General features: G+C 64.9%; 13 protein-coding genes. 6 read left to right on the top strand and 7 right to left on the bottom strand.

Annotated elements, in window-relative coordinates; genetic code table 11:
• The first annotated feature begins 28 nt into the window (after nucleotides 1–28).
• Nucleotides 29–2,710, top strand: a complete 2,682-nt coding sequence (locus AWB70_RS07500) for an excinuclease ABC subunit UvrA (RefSeq protein WP_053571226.1) — start codon at nucleotides 29–31, stop codon at nucleotides 2,708–2,710.
• Between the two features lie 9 nt (nucleotides 2,711–2,719).
• Here the strand turns inward: AWB70_RS07500 and AWB70_RS07495 are convergent, their stop codons facing one another.
• A complete protein-coding gene (locus tag AWB70_RS07495) occupies nucleotides 2,720–3,361 on the bottom strand; it encodes a YdcF family protein (RefSeq protein WP_231928013.1) in 642 nt (213 codons plus the stop codon).
• Nucleotides 3,362–3,836: 475 nt separating this feature from the next.
• Between AWB70_RS07495 and AWB70_RS07490 the strand changes: the two genes are divergently transcribed.
• The 5 genes from AWB70_RS07490 to AWB70_RS07470 all read left to right on the top strand — a co-directional run bounded on the left by AWB70_RS07490 (nucleotide 3,837) and on the right by AWB70_RS07470 (nucleotide 9,973).
• Entirely contained in the window at nucleotides 3,837–4,088 is a 252-nt protein-coding gene (locus AWB70_RS07490; RefSeq protein WP_045460334.1) for an acyl carrier protein, read from the top strand.
• Nucleotides 4,085–5,338, top strand: a complete 1,254-nt coding sequence (locus AWB70_RS07485) for an acyl-CoA dehydrogenase family protein (protein WP_053571224.1) — start codon at nucleotides 4,085–4,087, stop codon at nucleotides 5,336–5,338. The genes AWB70_RS07490 and AWB70_RS07485 overlap by 4 nt, the downstream gene beginning before the upstream one ends.
• 32 nt (nucleotides 5,339–5,370) lie before the next feature.
• On the top strand, nucleotides 5,371–6,423 hold the full coding sequence (locus AWB70_RS07480) for an amino acid--[acyl-carrier-protein] ligase (RefSeq protein ID WP_075644327.1): 1,053 nt from the start codon (nucleotides 5,371–5,373) through the stop codon (nucleotides 6,421–6,423).
• Nucleotides 6,420–7,424 (top strand): DUF1839 family protein, encoded by a 1,005-nt coding sequence (locus tag AWB70_RS07475; RefSeq protein WP_041733332.1) that lies wholly within the window; start codon nucleotides 6,420–6,422, stop codon nucleotides 7,422–7,424. The genes AWB70_RS07480 and AWB70_RS07475 overlap by 4 nt, the downstream gene beginning before the upstream one ends.
• A 71-nt stretch (nucleotides 7,425–7,495) precedes the next feature.
• On the top strand, nucleotides 7,496–9,973 hold the full coding sequence (locus AWB70_RS07470; protein WP_053571223.1) for a glycosyl hydrolase 2 galactose-binding domain-containing protein: 2,478 nt from the start codon (nucleotides 7,496–7,498) through the stop codon (nucleotides 9,971–9,973).
• Between the two features lie 4 nt (nucleotides 9,974–9,977).
• On the opposite strand, the gene araH is transcribed toward AWB70_RS07470, so the two are convergent.
• From araH to AWB70_RS07440, 6 genes are read right to left on the bottom strand one after another with little or no spacing between them, the layout of a single operon-like run.
• A complete protein-coding gene (araH, locus tag AWB70_RS07465) occupies nucleotides 9,978–10,988 on the bottom strand; it encodes an L-arabinose ABC transporter permease AraH (RefSeq protein ID WP_014252186.1) in 1,011 nt (336 codons plus the stop codon).
• A gap of 28 nt (nucleotides 10,989–11,016) precedes the next feature.
• Nucleotides 11,017–12,546 carry an L-arabinose ABC transporter ATP-binding protein AraG gene (araG, locus tag AWB70_RS07460; RefSeq protein ID WP_053571222.1) on the bottom strand — a complete coding sequence of 510 codons (1,530 nt, stop codon included), beginning with the start codon at nucleotides 12,544–12,546 and terminating at the stop codon, nucleotides 11,017–11,019.
• A 6-nt stretch (nucleotides 12,547–12,552) separates the two neighbouring features.
• Nucleotides 12,553–13,557, bottom strand: a complete 1,005-nt coding sequence (locus AWB70_RS07455; protein ID WP_014252184.1) for an arabinose ABC transporter substrate-binding protein — start codon at nucleotides 13,555–13,557, stop codon at nucleotides 12,553–12,555.
• A 48-nt stretch (nucleotides 13,558–13,605) separates the two neighbouring features.
• The gene (locus AWB70_RS07450) at nucleotides 13,606–14,544 is read right to left on the bottom strand and encodes a Gfo/Idh/MocA family protein (RefSeq protein ID WP_053571221.1); all 939 of its coding nucleotides are present in this window, start codon (nucleotides 14,542–14,544) and stop codon (nucleotides 13,606–13,608) included.
• 48 nt (nucleotides 14,545–14,592) lie between these two features.
• Nucleotides 14,593–15,522, bottom strand: coding sequence for a dihydrodipicolinate synthase family protein (locus AWB70_RS07445; RefSeq protein WP_053571220.1), 930 nt, complete (start codon nucleotides 15,520–15,522; stop codon nucleotides 14,593–14,595).
• Nucleotides 15,523–15,561: 39 nt separating this feature from the next.
• Nucleotides 15,562–16,908, bottom strand: coding sequence for an MFS transporter (locus AWB70_RS07440; RefSeq protein WP_053571219.1), 1,347 nt, complete (start codon nucleotides 16,906–16,908; stop codon nucleotides 15,562–15,564).
• Nucleotides 16,909–16,923: the final 15 nt, after the last annotated feature.

Here is a 16,923-nt window from a genome sequence, read left to right as displayed (position 1 = left end):
CGCGTCTGGCCGTCATTCCGCCCTGCCCATGGATGTCCGTAAAACCACCCGCAAGCCAGCCGATCGCGACGATGCCGCATCTGCATCGAGAGCAGGTTTCGTGCGCGTTCGCGGCGCGCGCGAGCACAACCTGAAAAACGTCGATGTCGATGTGCCGCGCGACGCGCTCGTCGTGTTCACCGGCGTCTCGGGATCGGGGAAATCGTCGCTTGCGTTCGGCACGCTGTACGCCGAGGCCCAGCGGCGCTACTTCGAGTCGGTTGCGCCGTATGCGCGCCGCTTGATCGAGCAGGTCGGCGTGCCGCAGGTCGATTCCATCGAAGGCCTGCCGCCCGCCGTCGCGCTCCAGCAGCAGCGCGGCGCGCCGAATGCGCGGTCATCGGTCGGCAGCGTGACGACGCTGTCGAGCCTCGTGCGCATGCTGTATTCGCGCACCGGCAGCTATCCGCCGAAACAGCCGATGCTGTACGCCGAAGATTTCTCGCCGAACACGGTCCAGGGCGCGTGCCCGGTCTGTCACGGTCTCGGCCGCGTCTACGAAGTCACGGAAAAGTCGATGGTGCCGGACGACTCGCTCACGATTCGCGAGCGCGCCATCGCGGCCTGGCCGCCGGCATGGCACGGGCAGAATCTGCGCGATATCCTCGTCACGCTCGGTTACGACGTCGACACCCCCTGGCGCGACCTGCCGAAGAAAGACCGCGACTGGATTCTCTTCACCGAAGAGCAGCCGACCGCCCCCGTGTACGCCGGACTCACGCCGAAGGAAACGCAGGCGGCGCTCAAACGCGGCGCGGAGCCGAGCTATCAGGGCACGTTCACCGGCGCGCGCCGCTACGTGCTGCACACCTTCGCGCATACGCAAAGCGCGCTCATGAAAAAGCGCGTGTCGCGCTTCATGATCGGCAGCGATTGCGCCGCGTGCCACGGCAAGCGGCTCAAGAAGGAAGCGCTGTCCGTGACCTTCGCGGGGCTCGACATCGCCGAGTTCGCGCGGCTGCCGCTCAACCGTCTCGCCGATCTGCTCGCGCCGATCGCGCGCGGCGAATGGCCCGCTCACGACGATGCGCCCGGCGCCGCGCTCACGAAGAAAGCGCGCGACGCGGCTGTGGCGCAGCGCGTCGCGGCGGGCGGCTCGGCGCACAAGGCCGCGCCCGATGTGCGCCGCACGGCGAACCTTTCCGACGAGAAACGCGCTGCCGCCGAGCGCATCGCCGCCGACTTGCTGGAGCGGCTCGCCACGCTGATCGATCTCGGACTCGGCTACCTCTCGCTCGATCGCGCGACACCGACGCTCTCATCCGGCGAATTGCAGCGGCTGCGGCTCGCGACACAACTCGCTTCGCAACTATTCGGCGTCGTCTACGTGCTCGACGAACCGTCCGCGGGGCTGCATCCCGCCGACAGCGAAGCGCTCTTCGCCGCGTTGCAGCGTCTGAAGGCGGCGGGCAATTCGCTCTTCGTCATCGAGCACGATCTGAATACGATGCGGCGCGCGGACTGGCTCGTCGATGTCGGTCCGGCCGCCGGCGAACGCGGCGGACACGTGCTCTATAGCGGACCGCCGGCAGGCCTCGCATCGGTCGTCGAATCGCAGACGCGCGCGCATCTTTTCGCCTCGCGGAAGACGAGCGAACGTGCGGCGCGCAAGCCGCGCGGCTGGCTGAGGATCGAGGGCATCACACGCAACAATCTGCATGGCATCGACGCGGCCTTTCCGCTCGGCGCCTTCACGACGGTCACCGGCATTTCAGGCTCGGGCAAGTCGAGCCTCGTGAGCCAGGCGCTGCCGGAACTCGTCGCCGAACGGCTCGGACGCGCGCTCGACGACGCCCAGGACGACGAGCAGGACCCGCTCTTCGCAGCCGCCGACGCCTCCGCGGGCGGACGCATCGTCGAGGGCATGGAGACGATCCGGCGTCTCGTGCGCGTCGATCAGAAGCCGATTGGCCGCACGCCGCGCTCGAATCTCGCGACCTACACGGGCCTCTTCGATCACGTTCGCAAGCTCTTCGCCGACACGCCCGCCGCCCGCAAACGCCGCTACGGCGCGGGGCGCTTTTCGTTCAATGTCGCGCAAGGGCGCTGCCCGACCTGCGAAGGCGAAGGCTTCGTGAGCGTCGAGCTGCTGTTTCTGCCGAGCGTCTACACGTCCTGCGCGACGTGTCACGGCTCGCGATACAACCCGCAGACGCTGGAGATCGAATGGCACGGCAAGAACATCGCCGACGTGCTCGGCATGAGCGTCGATGCCGCGTGCGACTTTTTTGCCGATGAACCGAACGTGATGCGCGCGCTTGCCGTGCTGCGCGACATCGGTCTCGGCTATCTGCGGCTCGGGCAGCCCGCGACGGAACTTTCCGGCGGCGAAGCGCAACGCATCAAGCTCGCGACGGAACTGCAGCGCGCGCACCGCGGCGACACGCTCTATATCCTCGACGAACCGACGACGGGCCTGCATCCCGCCGACGTGGACCGCCTCATGGCGCAACTGCAGGGACTCGTCGATGCGGGCAACACCGTGGTCGTCGTCGAGCACGACATGCGGGTCGCGTCGTCGTCCGACTGGGTCATCGATATCGGTCCGGGCGCGGGCGAGGATGGCGGCAAGATCGTCGTGGAAGGCCCGCCGCAACGCATCGAGAAGCATGCCACGAGCCGCACGGCGGGTTATCTGAGGGAGGCGCTCTCGTCGGGCCGCGCGAGTTGACGAATCGCGTCAATACAACCCGATCCATCGCCAGACATAGAATCGCGCGATGCCGACCAGCTCGTGCAACGCGCGGTTCGAATCGAACAAGGCGGCCGGGCGCAGCACCCAGCGCGAATCCGGTTCGCGTATCGAGGCCACCGCCGGCTGCGGATGCACGCCGAAACTGCCGAACGCGAGCATCGCGCGGCGCATATGCAGCGACGAGGTAACGAGCACCGACGTGTCGTATTGCCTCGACCGTAGCAGCTTTGCCGTATTGCGCGCGTTCTCGTAGGTATCGAGACTCTGATTTTCGATGACGAGATCCGCGCGTTTCACGCCCGCGTCGAGCAGAAAGCCGCTATAGAGATCGGCTTCGCTCTGTTCATGATGCTGCGGATTGCCGCCGCTCATGACGACGAAGCACGACTTTTCCGTTTCGACACAGCGCCTGTAGAGCGATGCCGCGAGATCGATGCGGGCCATCCCATCGCCTTCGGGCACGAGACGCTTGTAGAAATCGTGGCGCGTGCCCCCGCCAAGCACGATGATCGCCGTGCGCGCGCCCAGATGCGGCTCCCTCGCCACGCCAAAGCCGGAATTCGCGATCCACACGAGCGGGCCCGCAAGCCAGCTTCCGAGCAGCCAGAATACCGCGCATGCCAGCAAGAAAATCGTGGCGCGCCGTTTATTCCAGACGACGAACAGCAACACAAACATAAGCAGTAGCGCAATCAGTACCAATTACCTCACCCGCGTCCTTATATTTTCAGATTGCTTTCAATCTCGCATAAAACTTGCAAGATTGATATGGACAAACAACGCGCATTGCGTAAAGCACGGCCAGCAGGAGTTTGAACGATATCGGCGATTAAAAGCGTGCGGGTTATCGCACATAACGCCGCATGGCTCTTGGAAGCCCTCCGTGCGCCATCGCACGGACGCATAGTGCCGCAAATCCGTTAAATACGATCAAACAAAGAAAACGGCAGTGCGTGAGAGGAGGCTCGTGAAACCGTCTTCACGAGAGAAGAACAACACCGCTGTCAGCACGTTCCGGAATGAATGCGGCATTCGATAAGAATTCATCGTCGCAGTCCGGATTAAATTGACCGTTGGTCGGGTAACAGGGAAAACACACACAATGAAAACTGAATTGCGCCGTATCCTCGCCGAGTCCGCTCGTCTCGACGTGCCCATCGACACGCTCTCCGACAGCGACGATCTCTATTCCGCCGGTCTCTCCTCGCTTGCCACGGTTCACGTGATGCTCGCTATCGAAGACGAATTCGGCATCGAGATTCCCGACCACATGCTCACGCGCCGCCTGTTCTCGAGCGTCGATTCGCTCGCGGCGGCGGTCGATGAACTGCGTCGCGCGCAGGCGGCAGCATGAACGCGCCCGCTCAGGAGCTGGAGATCGCCGAGCTCGCGCAGAGCGTCGGCGCGCGCAGCGAAAGCGAGCTGATCGAAGCCGCGAAGCGCGTTGCCGCCGTCGCGGCGAAGCACGCCGATGCGGTGGACCGGCAGGCGCGTTTTCCCGCCGAAGCCGTCGAGGCGATGCGCGAAGAGCGCCTCTTCTCCGCGATGATCCCGGCGAGTTACGGCGGCGACGGTCTCTCGCTCACCGGCGTGGCGCGCCTGTGCGAAGCCCTCGCGCAAGGCTGCGCGTCGTCCGCGATGATCTATGCGATGCATCAGAGCCAGGTCGTGTGCATCGTCGATCACGGCGCGAACGTGGCGTGGCAGCGCGACTTTCTCGCGCGCATGGTCAGCGAGCAATTGCTGCTCGCATCGGCCACGTCGGAAGAGAACATCGGCGGCAACATGCGCACGAGCGCGTGCGCAGTCGATCTCGTCGATGACGCGTTTCGCATCGAGAAGCTCGCGCCGACCATCTCGTACGGCAAGTATGCCGACGCGATTCTCGTCACGGCGCGCCGTCATCCGGATGCGCCGCCTTCGGATCAGGTCCTGATCGTCGCGCCTCGCGATACGTTCACGCTCGAACAGCGCGGCACGTGGGACACGCTCGGCATGCGCGGCACTTGCAGCGAAGGGCATCGCCTCGTCGCGAGCGGCACCGCGGAGCAGATCCTGCCCACGCCGTTCTCGAAGATCGCCGACGAAAGCATGCTGCCCGTATCGCATACCTTGTGGTCGGCGGTCTGGTGCGGCATCGCGAGCGATGCGACCAACCGCGCGCATCAGTTTTTCCGCAATCAGGCGCGCGGCAAGCCCGCGCTGCCGCCATCGGCCGCACGGCTTTCGCAAGTGCTCACGCTCATCAAGATGATGCAGGCGCGCCTGCGCGAATCGCTCGCCAATGTCGAAGCCGCGAGCGCGCAGCGCGCGGCGCGCAAGGCGAGCCAGAGCAACGACGACGACGCGCCGCTCGCGGCATCGATCGGCATCAATGCCGACCTCAACATGCTCAAGCTGGCGATTTCGCAATCGGCCGTGCATGTCGTGCAAGAGACGCTGATGATCTGCGGCATGGCGGGCTACAAGAACGACACGCCGTTCAGCGTGGGACGGCATCTGCGCGATCTGCACTCGTCGCCGCTCATGATCAGCAACGACCGCATTGAATTGAACACGGCGAATCTGCTGCTTGCGCAGCGCGCCGCAACGGGGACACTTTGACGATGAACATGCCGACGGAACAGGCCGCGATGATGCAGGCCGAAGCACAACAAGCCCAACAAGCACAGCAAGCGGAAGCGGCTCAGGCCCCGTACGATAAATCGGACCTGACCTTGCGCGATCGTCTCCTCGAGGCGGGCATTCTGCTCGACACGGGCGAAGACGGTCTGTATGGCCGCAGCGAAGTATTCGAGGATGTCGTCGAGCGCCTGAATCAGGCCATCACCATGCTCGGCGCCGATCAGCACGCGGAAGTGTTGCGCTTTCCGCCCGCGATGCGCCGCCGCGACTTCGAGGACAGCGAGTATCTGAAGAGCTTCCCGAATCTCGCGGGCACGATCCATAGCTTCCAGGGCAACGACCGCGGGCATCATCGCCTGCTCGAAGCGCTCGACAAGATCGTGCATGTCGGCGAAGAGGAAGAGCGCTCCGACGCATGGATGGATCAGCAAAAGCCCACGCGCCTCGTGCTCACGCCGGCCGCATGCTATCCGATCTATCCGCTCGTCGCGAAGCGCGGCAAGCTCGCCGAAGACGGCGCGACCTTCGACGCCTTCTCGTACTGCTTCCGTCACGAGCCGTCCATCGATCCGGGCCGCATGCAGATGTTCCGCATGCGCGAATATATTCGCGTAGGCAGCCCCGAACAGGTCATGGCGTTCCGCCAGAAGTGGATCGACCGCGGCTCGCTGCTCGTGAACCTGCTCGAATTGCCCTTCGAGATCGATCTCGCCAACGATCCGTTCTTCGGGCGTGGCGGCATGATCGTCGCGGACAGCCAGCGTGCGCAGCAGCTCAAGTTCGAACTGCTCGTGCCCGTCGCAACGCCCGATCGTCCGACCGCGTGCCTGTCGTTCAACTATCACCAGGATCACTTCGGCGAGCTGTGGCATATCCGTCAGGCCGACGACGAAGTGGCGCATACCGCGTGCGTCGGATTCGGCATGGAGCGCACCACGCTCGCGCTCTTCCGTCATCACGGACTCGATGTGAATGCGTGGCCCGAGAAAGTGCGCCAGTTGCTCTGGGGCGACAAGGCGCCGCTCATCGAACAAGGCCTCGCGAACCTGGGAACGAACGTATGAACGCACGCTCGCCGGCAGAAACCGTGATCGCCACGTCCACGCCTGCGGATAGCGGCTTTCAGCAACACGCGCTGCATCGTGAAGAGCGCGTGTGGCTGGAAACGAATTGCTATGTCGATCTGTGGATCGAGCTGCTGCATCACTACCGTTGCGATCCGCATGCGGGGCTCGGCTTCACGGTGACGCAGGCGTTCGAGGGCGATCAGTTCACGTTCCCGAAGTTCTCGCTCGACGATATCGCGCGGCTCTACGGCCTTCAGGCGCAGGAGCTCGCGATCTACGACACGGTGGAAGCGCACGTGCGCGAGCAGACGCGTCGCGGGCAGATGGTGGTGGTCGAAATGGATGCGTACTATCTGCCCGACACGCGCGCGACCGCGTACCGGCAGACGCATACGAAGACGACCATCGCCATCGACGCCATCGACACGGAAGCGAAGCGCATCACGTACTTCCATAACGCGGGCTATTTCGTGTTGTCGGGCGAAGACTACGACGGCGTCTTCCGTCTGATGCCCGGCCTCGCGAGCGACGTGCACGCGCTCTTTCCGTACGTCGAGTTCGTGAAGCGCGCGCGTGCCCCGCTCGAAGGCGAGGCGCTCGTGCAACGCTCGCTCGAACTGCTTGCGTTGCGGCTCGCGGATCGTCCGCAGGTGAACCCCGTCGAGCAATGGCGCGCGGCATTTCCCGAGCATTTGCGCGCGTTGCTCGAACGCGATCCTGCGTACTATCACCTCTACACGTTCAACGTGATGCGGCAGTTGGGCTCGAACTTCGAGTTGCTGGCGAAGTATCTCGGCTGGCTGGGCAGGCATGGCGTGGAGGTGCCCGTCGAGATTCAGACGAGCGCGCAGTCGCTCGCGAGCGAAGCGATGGTGATGCAGTTCCGTCTCGCGCGCGCCCGCATGCGTTCGCGCGCCGACGCGTGCGAGGATTGCTTCGATTCGATGCAGGCTTCCTACGATAAAGTCATCGAGCCGCTTGCCGCGCGCTTTCTCTGAACGCCGAAGCCGCGCGATCCTCTCGCGCGGCTTCGTTTTCGTTCCCCATTCCATCGTCATCGAGGAAGGTCATGCACGTCTTGTCCGCGCACGCGCCGCTGCGTCTGTCCGAAGGCTGGCAATGCGCGAGCACACCCGCGGGCGCATACGCCACGCCCGCAGCGCTCGACACGCTCACAGACACGCACTTGCACTGGATCGCCGCGCCCGTGCCCGGCACGATCGCTTCCGCGTTGCGCGCGTCCGGCGTCGCCGATGAAGCGCTCGCGCAGCCGTTCGCGCATTCGGATCACTGGTATCGCGTGAAGATCGCCGGCGACGGCAAGCGGCGCCTGCGCTTCAACGGGCTCGCGACCATCGCCGAAGTGTGGCTCGACGACCGCAAGCTGCTCGAATCGGATTCGATGTTCATCGCGCATGACGTCGATGTCGAACTGAACGGCGAGCACATGCTGCATCTGTGCTTTCGCTCGATCGCGCCCGCGCTCGGCGCAAAACGTCCACGCGCGCGCTGGCGTCCGAAGCTCGCGCAACCGGCCACGCTGCGAAACGTGCGCACGACGTTGCTCGGGCACATGTCCGGCTGGTGTCCGGCGATTCAGCCCGCGGGGCCGTGGCGCGCGATCGAGCTGATCGGCGCATCGCCTGCATGCATCGACCGTGTGGACATGCGCACGCGCGTCGAGGGACGCGACGGCATGCTCGACATCACGCTTCGCTTCTTTCACGCGCAAGCACCCGCGCCGCATCGGATCGAATGCGGCAGCGTGCAAGCCACGCTGCAATGGCAGGACGCGCATACGCTGACGGGCAGCGTGCGCGTGCCGGACGTGCGCCTGTGGTTTCCGCATACGCACGGCGAGCCGGCGCGCTATGCGGTGAAGCTTAACGATATCGACCTCGGTGATGTCGGCTTTCGCACGATAGAAGTCGATCGCGGCGCGGACCAGCAGGACTTTCGGCTCGTTGTGAACGGCGTGCCTGTCTTTGCGCGCGGCGCATGCTGGACCTCGGCCGATATCGTCGCGCTGGACGCGTCGCGCGAGAAGCTCGAAAGCATTTTCCGGCTGATTCGCGACGCGGGTCTCAACATCGTTCGCGTGAGCGGCATCACGCTCTACGAGTCCGATGCGTTCTACGCGCTTGCGGACGAATACGGCGTGATGATCTGGCAGGACTTCGCTTTTGCGAATTTCGATTATCCCGACGACGAATCCTTTCGCGCGAGCGCGCAACGCGAAGCCGAACAGTTTCTCGCGCGCACGCGGCGCTTCGCATCGCTCGCCGTGTTATGCGGCGGCAGCGAAGTGCATCAGCAGGCCGCGATGCTCGGCTTGCCCTTCGACGCCTATCAGCAACGCCTTTTCACCGAACTGTTGCCGAACGCGATCGCCGCACATAGGCCCGATGCCGCGTATGTCGTGAACTCGCCGAGCGCCGCGCCCGGCGATACGGTATCGATGCCTTTCGGCACGCGCGGCGGCATCACGCATTACTACGGCGTGCCCGCGTATCAGCGCGCGTTCGACGACGTTCGCCGGGCGCAAGTGCGCTTTGCCTCCGAATGCCTCGCGTTCGCCAACGTGCCCGACGATGCCGCATTGCGCGCATTGCCGAACCCGCGCGCGCACGAGCCGCGCTGGAAATCGGGCGTGCCGCGCGATCCCGGTTCCGCGTGGGACTTCGACGACGTGCGCGAGCATTACATGCAAGCGCTCTATCGCATCGATGTGCCGCGTCTGCGCTATGAAAATCCCGAGCGTTATCTGGAGTTGTCGCGCGCCGTCGTCGCCGATGTGATCGGCGCGGTATTCTCCGAATGGCGTCGCGAAGGATCCACTTGCGCGGGCGGCATCGTGTGGAATCTGCTCGATGTGCGGCCGGGCGCGGGCTGGGGCGTCATCGACGTGCTTGGCGCACCGAAGAGCGCGCTGCATGGACTCGCGCGCGTGCTGCAACCGGTGCAGGCGCTGATTCTCGACGAAGGCCTCGACGGCCTCGACGTGCATCTCGTCAACGAGACGGCGCGCGAGATTCGCGCGCGCGTCGAGTTGACGTGCCTGCGCGAAGGCGCGGTCAAGGTGGCGGGCGGTTCGAACGATATCGTGTTGCCGCCGCGCAGCGTGCAACGCGTGTCCTCAAATGCCCTGATCGGCGCGTTCTTCGATATCGCGTATGCGTACCGCTTCGGGCCGCGCGCGCACGATGCGACGCATGTCGTCCTGCGCGATGCGGATACGGGCACGACGCTATCCGAAGCGTTCCACTTTCCCGATCCATCGATAGGCGAGCGGCGCGATATCGGCCTGCGTGCCTCGGTCGAGAAGGACGGCGAAGGCTGGAGTCTCGTCGTCGAAACGGCGCAGCTCGCGCGCTGGGTGCATATCGTCGATCCGAACTATTACGCGCGCATCGACTGGTTTCATCTCGCGCCCGGCGGCACGCGACGTATACCGCTCGTCGCGCGGCACGCGAATGTGCGCGCCGCGCCCGAGGGCGATGTGTGCGCGGTCAATGCGCTGCGCAGCGCGACGTATCGCGCTGCGTGAGGCGTCAAACCGCTCGCTTGCTGCGCCGGAACTGGTCGAACAGCACGGCCAGCAGCAGAATGCCGCCGCGAATCAGATACTGATAGAACGTCGGCACGTTGAGCAGGCTCATCGCGTCCTGCACCGCGCCCATGATGAGGACGCCGACGAGCACGCCCGAGATCGTCGCGACGCCGCCCGTCAGCGATACGCCGCCGAGCACGCACGCCGAGATCACGCCGAGTTCGAGACCGACCGATGTCTTCGGATCGCCGAGACTCATGCGCGACGCGAGCATCACGCCGGCAAAGCCCGTCACGAGCCCTTGCAGCACGAACACCGTGATCTTGATGCGGGTGACGGGCAGGCCCGCGAGCACGGCGGCTTCGCTGTTGCCGCCCACGGCCAGCACGTTCTTGCCGAACACGGTCTTCTTCAGCAGAAAGCCGAACACCACGAAGCCGATAATGTTGCTCCAGATCGGAAACGAGATGCCGAGAAACGAGCCGCCGCCGAGATCGAAGAAGCGTTCCTCGGAGATCATCACCGCATCGCCGTTCGAGGTCAGGAAGGCCAGCCCGCGTACCGCTTCCATCATCGCGAGCGTGGCGATCAGCGAATTGATCTTGAAGCGCGCGATCAGCACGCCGTTCACGAGCCCGACGGCACCGCCCGCGAGCACGCCCGCCACGATGCCGAGCGTTACGCTATGCGTCGCCGTGATGACGGTGGACGCCATCACGCCGGCGAACGCGACGATCGAGGCAACGGAAAGGTCCACCTCGCCCAGGGCGAGCACGAACATCATCGTCACGGCGATGGAGCCGATGAGCGTCACCGAAAGCAGCAAGCCCTGAATGTTGCGCGGCGTGAGAAAGCCCGGCACCGTCACGGAGAGCACCGCGAACAGCACGAGGAACACCACGACGATGCCCGACTTGTTGACGAGGTCCCACATGCGCGCCTGCGAAGGCGTGACCGGGGCGGCGCTGTCGCTTGCGGATGAAGTGCCTGGAGTTTGCATGAGTTGACTCATAATCTGTTCGTCCTTCCGTGCGCGGCCGTCAACGCGGCAGCGCGAGCTTGATCAGTTCATCGGGGGTGGCGTCGGCCTTGAGCAATGAACCCGCTATGCGCCCTTCCTTCATCACGATGATGCGATCCGCCACGCCGATTACTTCGGCGAGATCGCTCGACACCATGATCACCGTGCGCCCCGCTTCGGCGAGCTCGTACAGCAGGTTGTAGATCTCGGCGCGCGCGCCGACATCGATGCCGCGCGTGGGCTCGTCCATCAGAAACACGTCGATGCGTTCGGCAAGCCAGCGCGACAGGATCACTTTCTGCTGATTGCCGCCCGACAGCGTGCCGATGGCCGTCTCGCCACTGCGCGTCTTGATCGCCAGCTTCGCGATGTATTCCTGCGCGAGCGCACGTTCGCGCCGGGCATCGAGCAGGAAACGCGCGGGACTGAAATGCCGGCGTGCGCTGATGTTGAGGTTGTCCGACACCGACGCGATCGCCACAATGCCTTCCTGCTTGCGATCCTCGGGACACAGCGCGATGCCCGCGCGCACCGCATCGCGCGGACTCGCGAACGCCACGCGTTTGCCCTTCAGCTCGACGTGTCCCGCGCTCGCCTTCGTCGCGCCGTAGATGAGCTTCATCAGCTCGGACCGGCCCGCGCCGACAAGCCCGAAGAAGCCGAGAATCTCTCCGCGCCGCGCGCTGAACGAGACCGGCTCGGACAAGCCCGGCCCGAGCAGAGCCTTCGCTTCGAGCATCACGTCGCCGGCTTCGCGCGGCCGATAGCCGTACACATCGGTGATCGAGCGGCCCACCATGCAGCCGATGAGACGATCGCGCTCGAGATCCGCGACGGACTCGAACGTCTCGATGCGCTTGCCGTCGCGAAACACCGTCACGCGATCGCACAGCTCGTAGACTTCGTCCATGCGATGCGTGACGTAGATGATCGCGCGGCCATCGGCGCGCAAGGCATCGATGATCCTAAAGAGCTGCGCGGTTTCGCGCGCGGAGAGCGACGACGTGGGTTCGTCGAAGGCGATCACGCGCGCATCGCGCATCAGCGCCTTGCCGATCTCGATCATCTGCCGCTGACCGATCGAGAGATGCTTGACCGGCGTGCGCGGGTCGATGCGTTCGCCCAGACGCTCCAGTTCCTTCATCGCGCGTTGCACGAGGGCGCGTTCGTCGAGCACGCCGCCGCGGTTCGGCAAGGCGCCGAGCATCAGGTTCTCCGCAACCGTCAGCTCGGGCACGAGATGCAGTTCCTGATAGATGATCGCGATGCCCGCCGCGATCGCCTCGCGCGTCGACGTGAAGCGCTGCTCGCTGCCGTTCAACCGCAACGTGCCCGCAAGCGGCTTGTTCACGCCGGACAGCACCTTGAGCAGCGTCGATTTGCCCGCGCCGTTCTCGCCCATCAGGCCATGCACTTCGCCCGCGCGCACCGACAGCGAAACGCCGTCGAGCGCGCGCACGCCGGGAAAGCTCACCGTGATGCCGTCGAGTTCCAGATAGCCGGCGCTCGTTGCCGGCGCGCGCGTTTCATCCAGCGTCGTCGTATCCATGACGCCTTAGATGCCGAGTTCGGTACGCACCGACTTCCAGTTCTCGCGGGTCATCAGCTTGCCCGTGGTCTGCGTGTCGGCGGGCGGCTGCTTGCCTTTGCGAATCCATTCGACGAGGTTCTGCGCGCTGTCCTTGCCGTGATTGGTCGAGCTCACCGCGATCGTGCCGAAGAAGCCCGTCTGTTCCTTCTTCTGGAACTCCGCGAAGGCCTCGCCCGCGCCGTTGATGCCCACGCCGATGACATCGGCCGAAGCAATGTGCAGTTGCTCCGTGGCGCGCACGCCGCCCAGCACGCTTTCTTCATTGAGCGCGAAGATCACCCACTTCTTGATGTTCGGATGCTGCGCGAGCACCGGCGACGCCGCATTGAAGCCGCCTTCGTCGTCGGTGGTCTTTTGCGGCGCATCGAAGATGTTCTCCTTCTTGAAGCCGCCCGCGATCAGCGCTTGCGTGGCGCCGTCGGTGCGCAGCTTGGCGGTCGGCAGTTCGTAATCGGTGATGCGCAATGCGCCCACTTCCTCCGGCTTCCAGCCGCGGCGCTTCATCTCGCCCGCGATGGCATCGCCGACCTGATTGCCGATCTTGAAGGCGGACATGCCCAGATGCGGCACGTTCGAAAGCGGCTTGCCGGATGTATCGACGAGCTGATCGTCGACGGACACGAACTTCATGTTGTAGCGCTTCGCGCGCGCCTGAATCGCCGGTCCGAGGCGCACGTCGGGTGCGCAGATCACGAAGCCCTGCGCACCTTGCGCGCCGAGATTGTCGATAGCGGCCAGCACTTTCTCGCCGTCCGGCGTGCCGATGTTCACGGACGTGAAGTTTTCCTTCTGCCCGAGCGCCGTCGAGGCCTTCTGTTCGTTGATGAACCATGCCTGTTCGGGCATCTTCACGAGAAAGCCGATCTTGAGCGGCTCGTCGGCTTGCGCCGCGCCGTGCATCGCGAAAGGCCCGGCGATCATCGCGGCCATCATGGCGCGCAGGGTCAGGCGGCGGAAAGTGCTGGTCATGTCGTATGTCTCCTTGTGTTGGCTTTTGTGTCGGTGATGCGGGTGCTGCTAACGCCCGAACGGCTCGGTTTCGATAGGACGTCCTGTGAGAAACGCATCGGCAACGAGAGCGAGCGGCCGTACGTCGACGTCGCTTTGCTTGGTTGCGATGAGTTCGTGAAAACGCTCGTACAGCGCGGGATATTCGCGCTCTGCCTGAAGCGCGATGTCCTTGCCCGCGATCGACAGGCGCTTGCCGCCTTCGCGCATCGAGAGGCGGCCTGCGTCGGTTTCGATATCGATGTCCCATTCCTCGACGGGGCCGTGGCGCCAGTCGAACACCGCGCGCACGGGCGCGCCGTTGGTCGCGACGCAATCGAGTTCCGCCGCGATGGGCGTGGACGTATCGCTCGGCGTAGTGAGCGTGGCCGCGCGCAACGCCACTTCATGCGGCAGAATGCGCGTGACGATCGAGAGCGCGTTGATGCCCGGATCGAACACGCCAAGACCGCCCGGCTCCCAGATCCATTGCTGGCCCGGATGCCAGCGGCGCACGTCTTCCTTCCAGCGCACCTCGACCGAACGCAGGGCGCCCGCCTCCTTCGATGCGAGCCACGCGCGCGCGGGCTCCACCGCGCTCGCCGCCCGCGAATGCCACGACGCGAACAGCGTGCAGCCGCGCGCACGCGCGATGTCATGCAAGGCGACGACCTCGCTCACGCTCGCGCCCGGCGGCTTTTCCAGCATGACGTGCTTGCCCGCTTCGAGCGCGGCCAATGCCTGCTCATAGCGCACTTGCGGCGGCGCACAGAGCGAGATTGCATCGAGCGAGGGCTCGGCGGCCAGCAGCGCGCCGATATCCTCGTAATTGCGCACGCCTTCGACGCTCGCGTTGCGGCTCGCGCACGCGACGAGTTCGAATCCCGGCTGCGCCGCGATGGCGGGCAGATGCTGGTCACGCGCAATCTTGCCGATACCGACGACGCCGAGTTTATAGACCGTATTCATGCGATGCCTCCTTGTCTCCGATTGGGTGGGCGAGCGTTCACGATAACGCTATCGCGCCCAGCGCAACACCAGCGGATCGAGACGTCGCGCAATGGCGATCAGCTCATCGCGCGTTTCGCGGCCCATCGCGGGCAGCGGATGACGCGGCGCATCGCATGCGATCACGCCGCCCTCCTTCATCAGCGCCTTCGCCGCGAGCAGGCCCGCTTGCCGGTTCTCGTGATTGATGAGCGGAAGCCAGCGCCGATACAGCTCGAATGCTTCGTCGATGCGCCCGTTGCGATGTGCTTCGATGATCGGACGAATGCCATCGGGGAAGCCGCCGCCTGTCATCGAACCGGTCGCGCCCGCGTTGAGATCGGCGAGCAGCGTGATCGCTTCTTCGCCGTCCCACGGTCCTTCGATCGCCTCGCCGCCGAGTTGAATCAATTCGCGCAGCTTGTTCGCCGCGCCCGGCGTCTCGATCTTGAAGTACGACACCTGTTCGATCTCGCGAGCCATGCGCGCAAGAAACGGCGCGGACAGCGGCGTACCCGCGGCCGGCGCGTCCTGGATCATGATCGGAATGGTCAGGGCATCCGAAAGACGCGCATAGAACGCGTAAATAGCGGCTTCGGGCACCCGGAACGTCGCGCCGTGATACGGCGGCATGGCCATGATCATCGCGGCACCGAGTTCCTGCGCGCGCCGGCTGCGCTCGATGCACACGCGCGTGCCGTAATGCGATGTCGTGACGATCACCGGCACTCGGCCCGCGACGTGTTCGAGAATGACGCGCGTGAGCGTGTCGCGCTCATCGTCGGCGAGCGAGAACTGCTCGGAGAAATTTGCGAGAATCGCGAGGCCGTCCGAGCCTGCATCGATCATGAAATCGACCGCGCGCTTCTGGCTTTCCAGATCGAGTTCGCCGGATTCGGTGAAGGTCGTCGGCACGACCGGGAAGATGCCGCGATAGCGTGGATGGGCGAGGCTCGTCATGCTGGCGTCCAGAGTGAATTGAATGGGAATCTCATGGGTTCATCGGGCGCGCGGCCGGTCGAGCGCGCGGCGCACGACGAAGGTGACGACGACCGCCACGAACAGCATCGCCGCCAGAAAGTAGAGGCCGTCCGCGAGATGGCCCGTGCGATCCTTGATGAAGCCGATGCCCGCGGGCCCGAAATAGCCGCCGAGATTGCCGATGGAATTGATCGTCGCGATGCCGACAGCCGCGCTCGCACCGGTCAGAAATTGCCCCGGCAATGCCCACACGACCGGCTGAATCGCATACAGCGAGAACGCGGCGAGGCATATGAACGCGAACTGCAACGGCGCGCTGCCCGCCCATGCGCTGCCCGCCAGCATCAACGCGCCGAAGCTCGTCACCGCGACGATATGGCCATAGCGTTCCCGCTTCCTGTCGGAGTGACGCGGCACGATGCACAGCCCGACTACGGCGAAGAGATACGGCACAGCGGAGAGCAGGCCCGTCATCGAATCGGTGACGCCGAAGCTCTTGATGATCGTCGGAAGCCACAGCGAAAGGCCGTAAATCGCGAGCGGAAACGGCAGGAACAGCAACGCGAGCAGCAGCACGCGCCGGTCCTTCAGCGTCGCGAGCGGATTGCCGTGCGCTTTCAGCGCGTAGGCTGCGCGGTCCTCGGCCAGCTTGCGCTCGATCCACGCGCGATCCGCCGGCGCGAGCCAGCGCGCATGCGCGGGCGACTCGGGCAGCACGCGCAAGGTCGGCAGCGCGAGCAGCACGGCGGGCAGGCCGCTCACGACGAACAGGGTCTGCCAGTTCGACATGCCGAAGACGCCATGCGTGGACAGCAGCCAGCCGGCGACCGGCCCGGTGACGATGCCGGAGATCGGTTGTGCCAGCATCAGCAAGCCGATGATGCGCGCACGCTGACGCAGCGGAAACCACTTCGTGAAGTAATACAGGATGCCGGGATACAGCCCCGCCTCCGCCGCGCCGAGCAGAAAGCGCAGCGCGTAGAAGCTCATCGGGCCGCGCGTGAGCGCCATCGCCATCGTGATCACGCCCCACGTCGCGAGAATGCGCGCGAACCACACGCGCACGCCGAAGCGCTCCAGCGCGAGATTGCTCGGCACCTCGCACAGGAAATAGCCGATGAAAAAGAGGCCCGCGCCGAGGCCATAGGCGGCATCGCTCAGGCCCACCGCGGCATTCATGTGCAGCTTGGCAAAGCCGACGACCGTGCGGTCGATGTAGGCCACCACGTAGATCAGCGCGAGAAACGGCAACAGCTTGCGCACCAGCAATCCGATGATGCGGCGCTCGCTCGCGTCCGGATGATCGATCGCGCGATCCGTGCCGGGTGCGGCGCGTTCCAGCGCGGCCGCGTTTTCCGTATTCATAGGGTCTCCTATCTA

The sequence above is a fragment of the Caballeronia cordobensis genome (assembly GCF_001544575.2).
Taxonomy (GTDB): Bacteria; Pseudomonadota; Gammaproteobacteria; order Burkholderiales; family Burkholderiaceae; genus Caballeronia; species Caballeronia cordobensis.
The sequence above is the reverse complement of the archived record's forward strand: the minus strand, read 5'-3'. Positions and strand labels throughout refer to the sequence as shown.

What these genes read in the sequence shown, in the direction of transcription:
- AWB70_RS07485 (WP_053571224.1), top strand. Translation starts at nt 4,085, where the DNA reads ATGAACGCGCCCGCTCAGGAGCTGGAGATCGCCGAGCTCGCGCAGAGC.
- AWB70_RS07440 (WP_053571219.1), bottom strand. Translation starts at nt 16,908, where the DNA reads ATGAATACGGAAAACGCGGCCGCGCTGGAACGCGCCGCACCCGGCACG.
- AWB70_RS07500 (WP_053571226.1), top strand. Translation starts at nt 29, where the DNA reads ATGGATGTCCGTAAAACCACCCGCAAGCCAGCCGATCGCGACGATGCC.
- AWB70_RS07475 (WP_041733332.1), top strand. Translation starts at nt 6,420, where the DNA reads ATGAACGCACGCTCGCCGGCAGAAACCGTGATCGCCACGTCCACGCCT.
- AWB70_RS07445 (WP_053571220.1), bottom strand. Translation starts at nt 15,522, where the DNA reads ATGACGAGCCTCGCCCATCCACGCTATCGCGGCATCTTCCCGGTCGTG.
- AWB70_RS07470 (WP_053571223.1), top strand. Translation starts at nt 7,496, where the DNA reads ATGCACGTCTTGTCCGCGCACGCGCCGCTGCGTCTGTCCGAAGGCTGG.
- araG (WP_053571222.1), bottom strand. Translation starts at nt 12,546, where the DNA reads ATGGATACGACGACGCTGGATGAAACGCGCGCGCCGGCAACGAGCGCC.
- AWB70_RS07455 (WP_014252184.1), bottom strand. Translation starts at nt 13,557, where the DNA reads ATGACCAGCACTTTCCGCCGCCTGACCCTGCGCGCCATGATGGCCGCG.
- AWB70_RS07480 (WP_075644327.1), top strand. Translation starts at nt 5,371, where the DNA reads ATGCAGGCCGAAGCACAACAAGCCCAACAAGCACAGCAAGCGGAAGCG.
- araH (WP_014252186.1), bottom strand. Translation starts at nt 10,988, where the DNA reads ATGAGTCAACTCATGCAAACTCCAGGCACTTCATCCGCAAGCGACAGC.
- AWB70_RS07450 (WP_053571221.1), bottom strand. Translation starts at nt 14,544, where the DNA reads ATGAATACGGTCTATAAACTCGGCGTCGTCGGTATCGGCAAGATTGCG.
- AWB70_RS07490 (WP_045460334.1), top strand. Translation starts at nt 3,837, where the DNA reads ATGAAAACTGAATTGCGCCGTATCCTCGCCGAGTCCGCTCGTCTCGAC.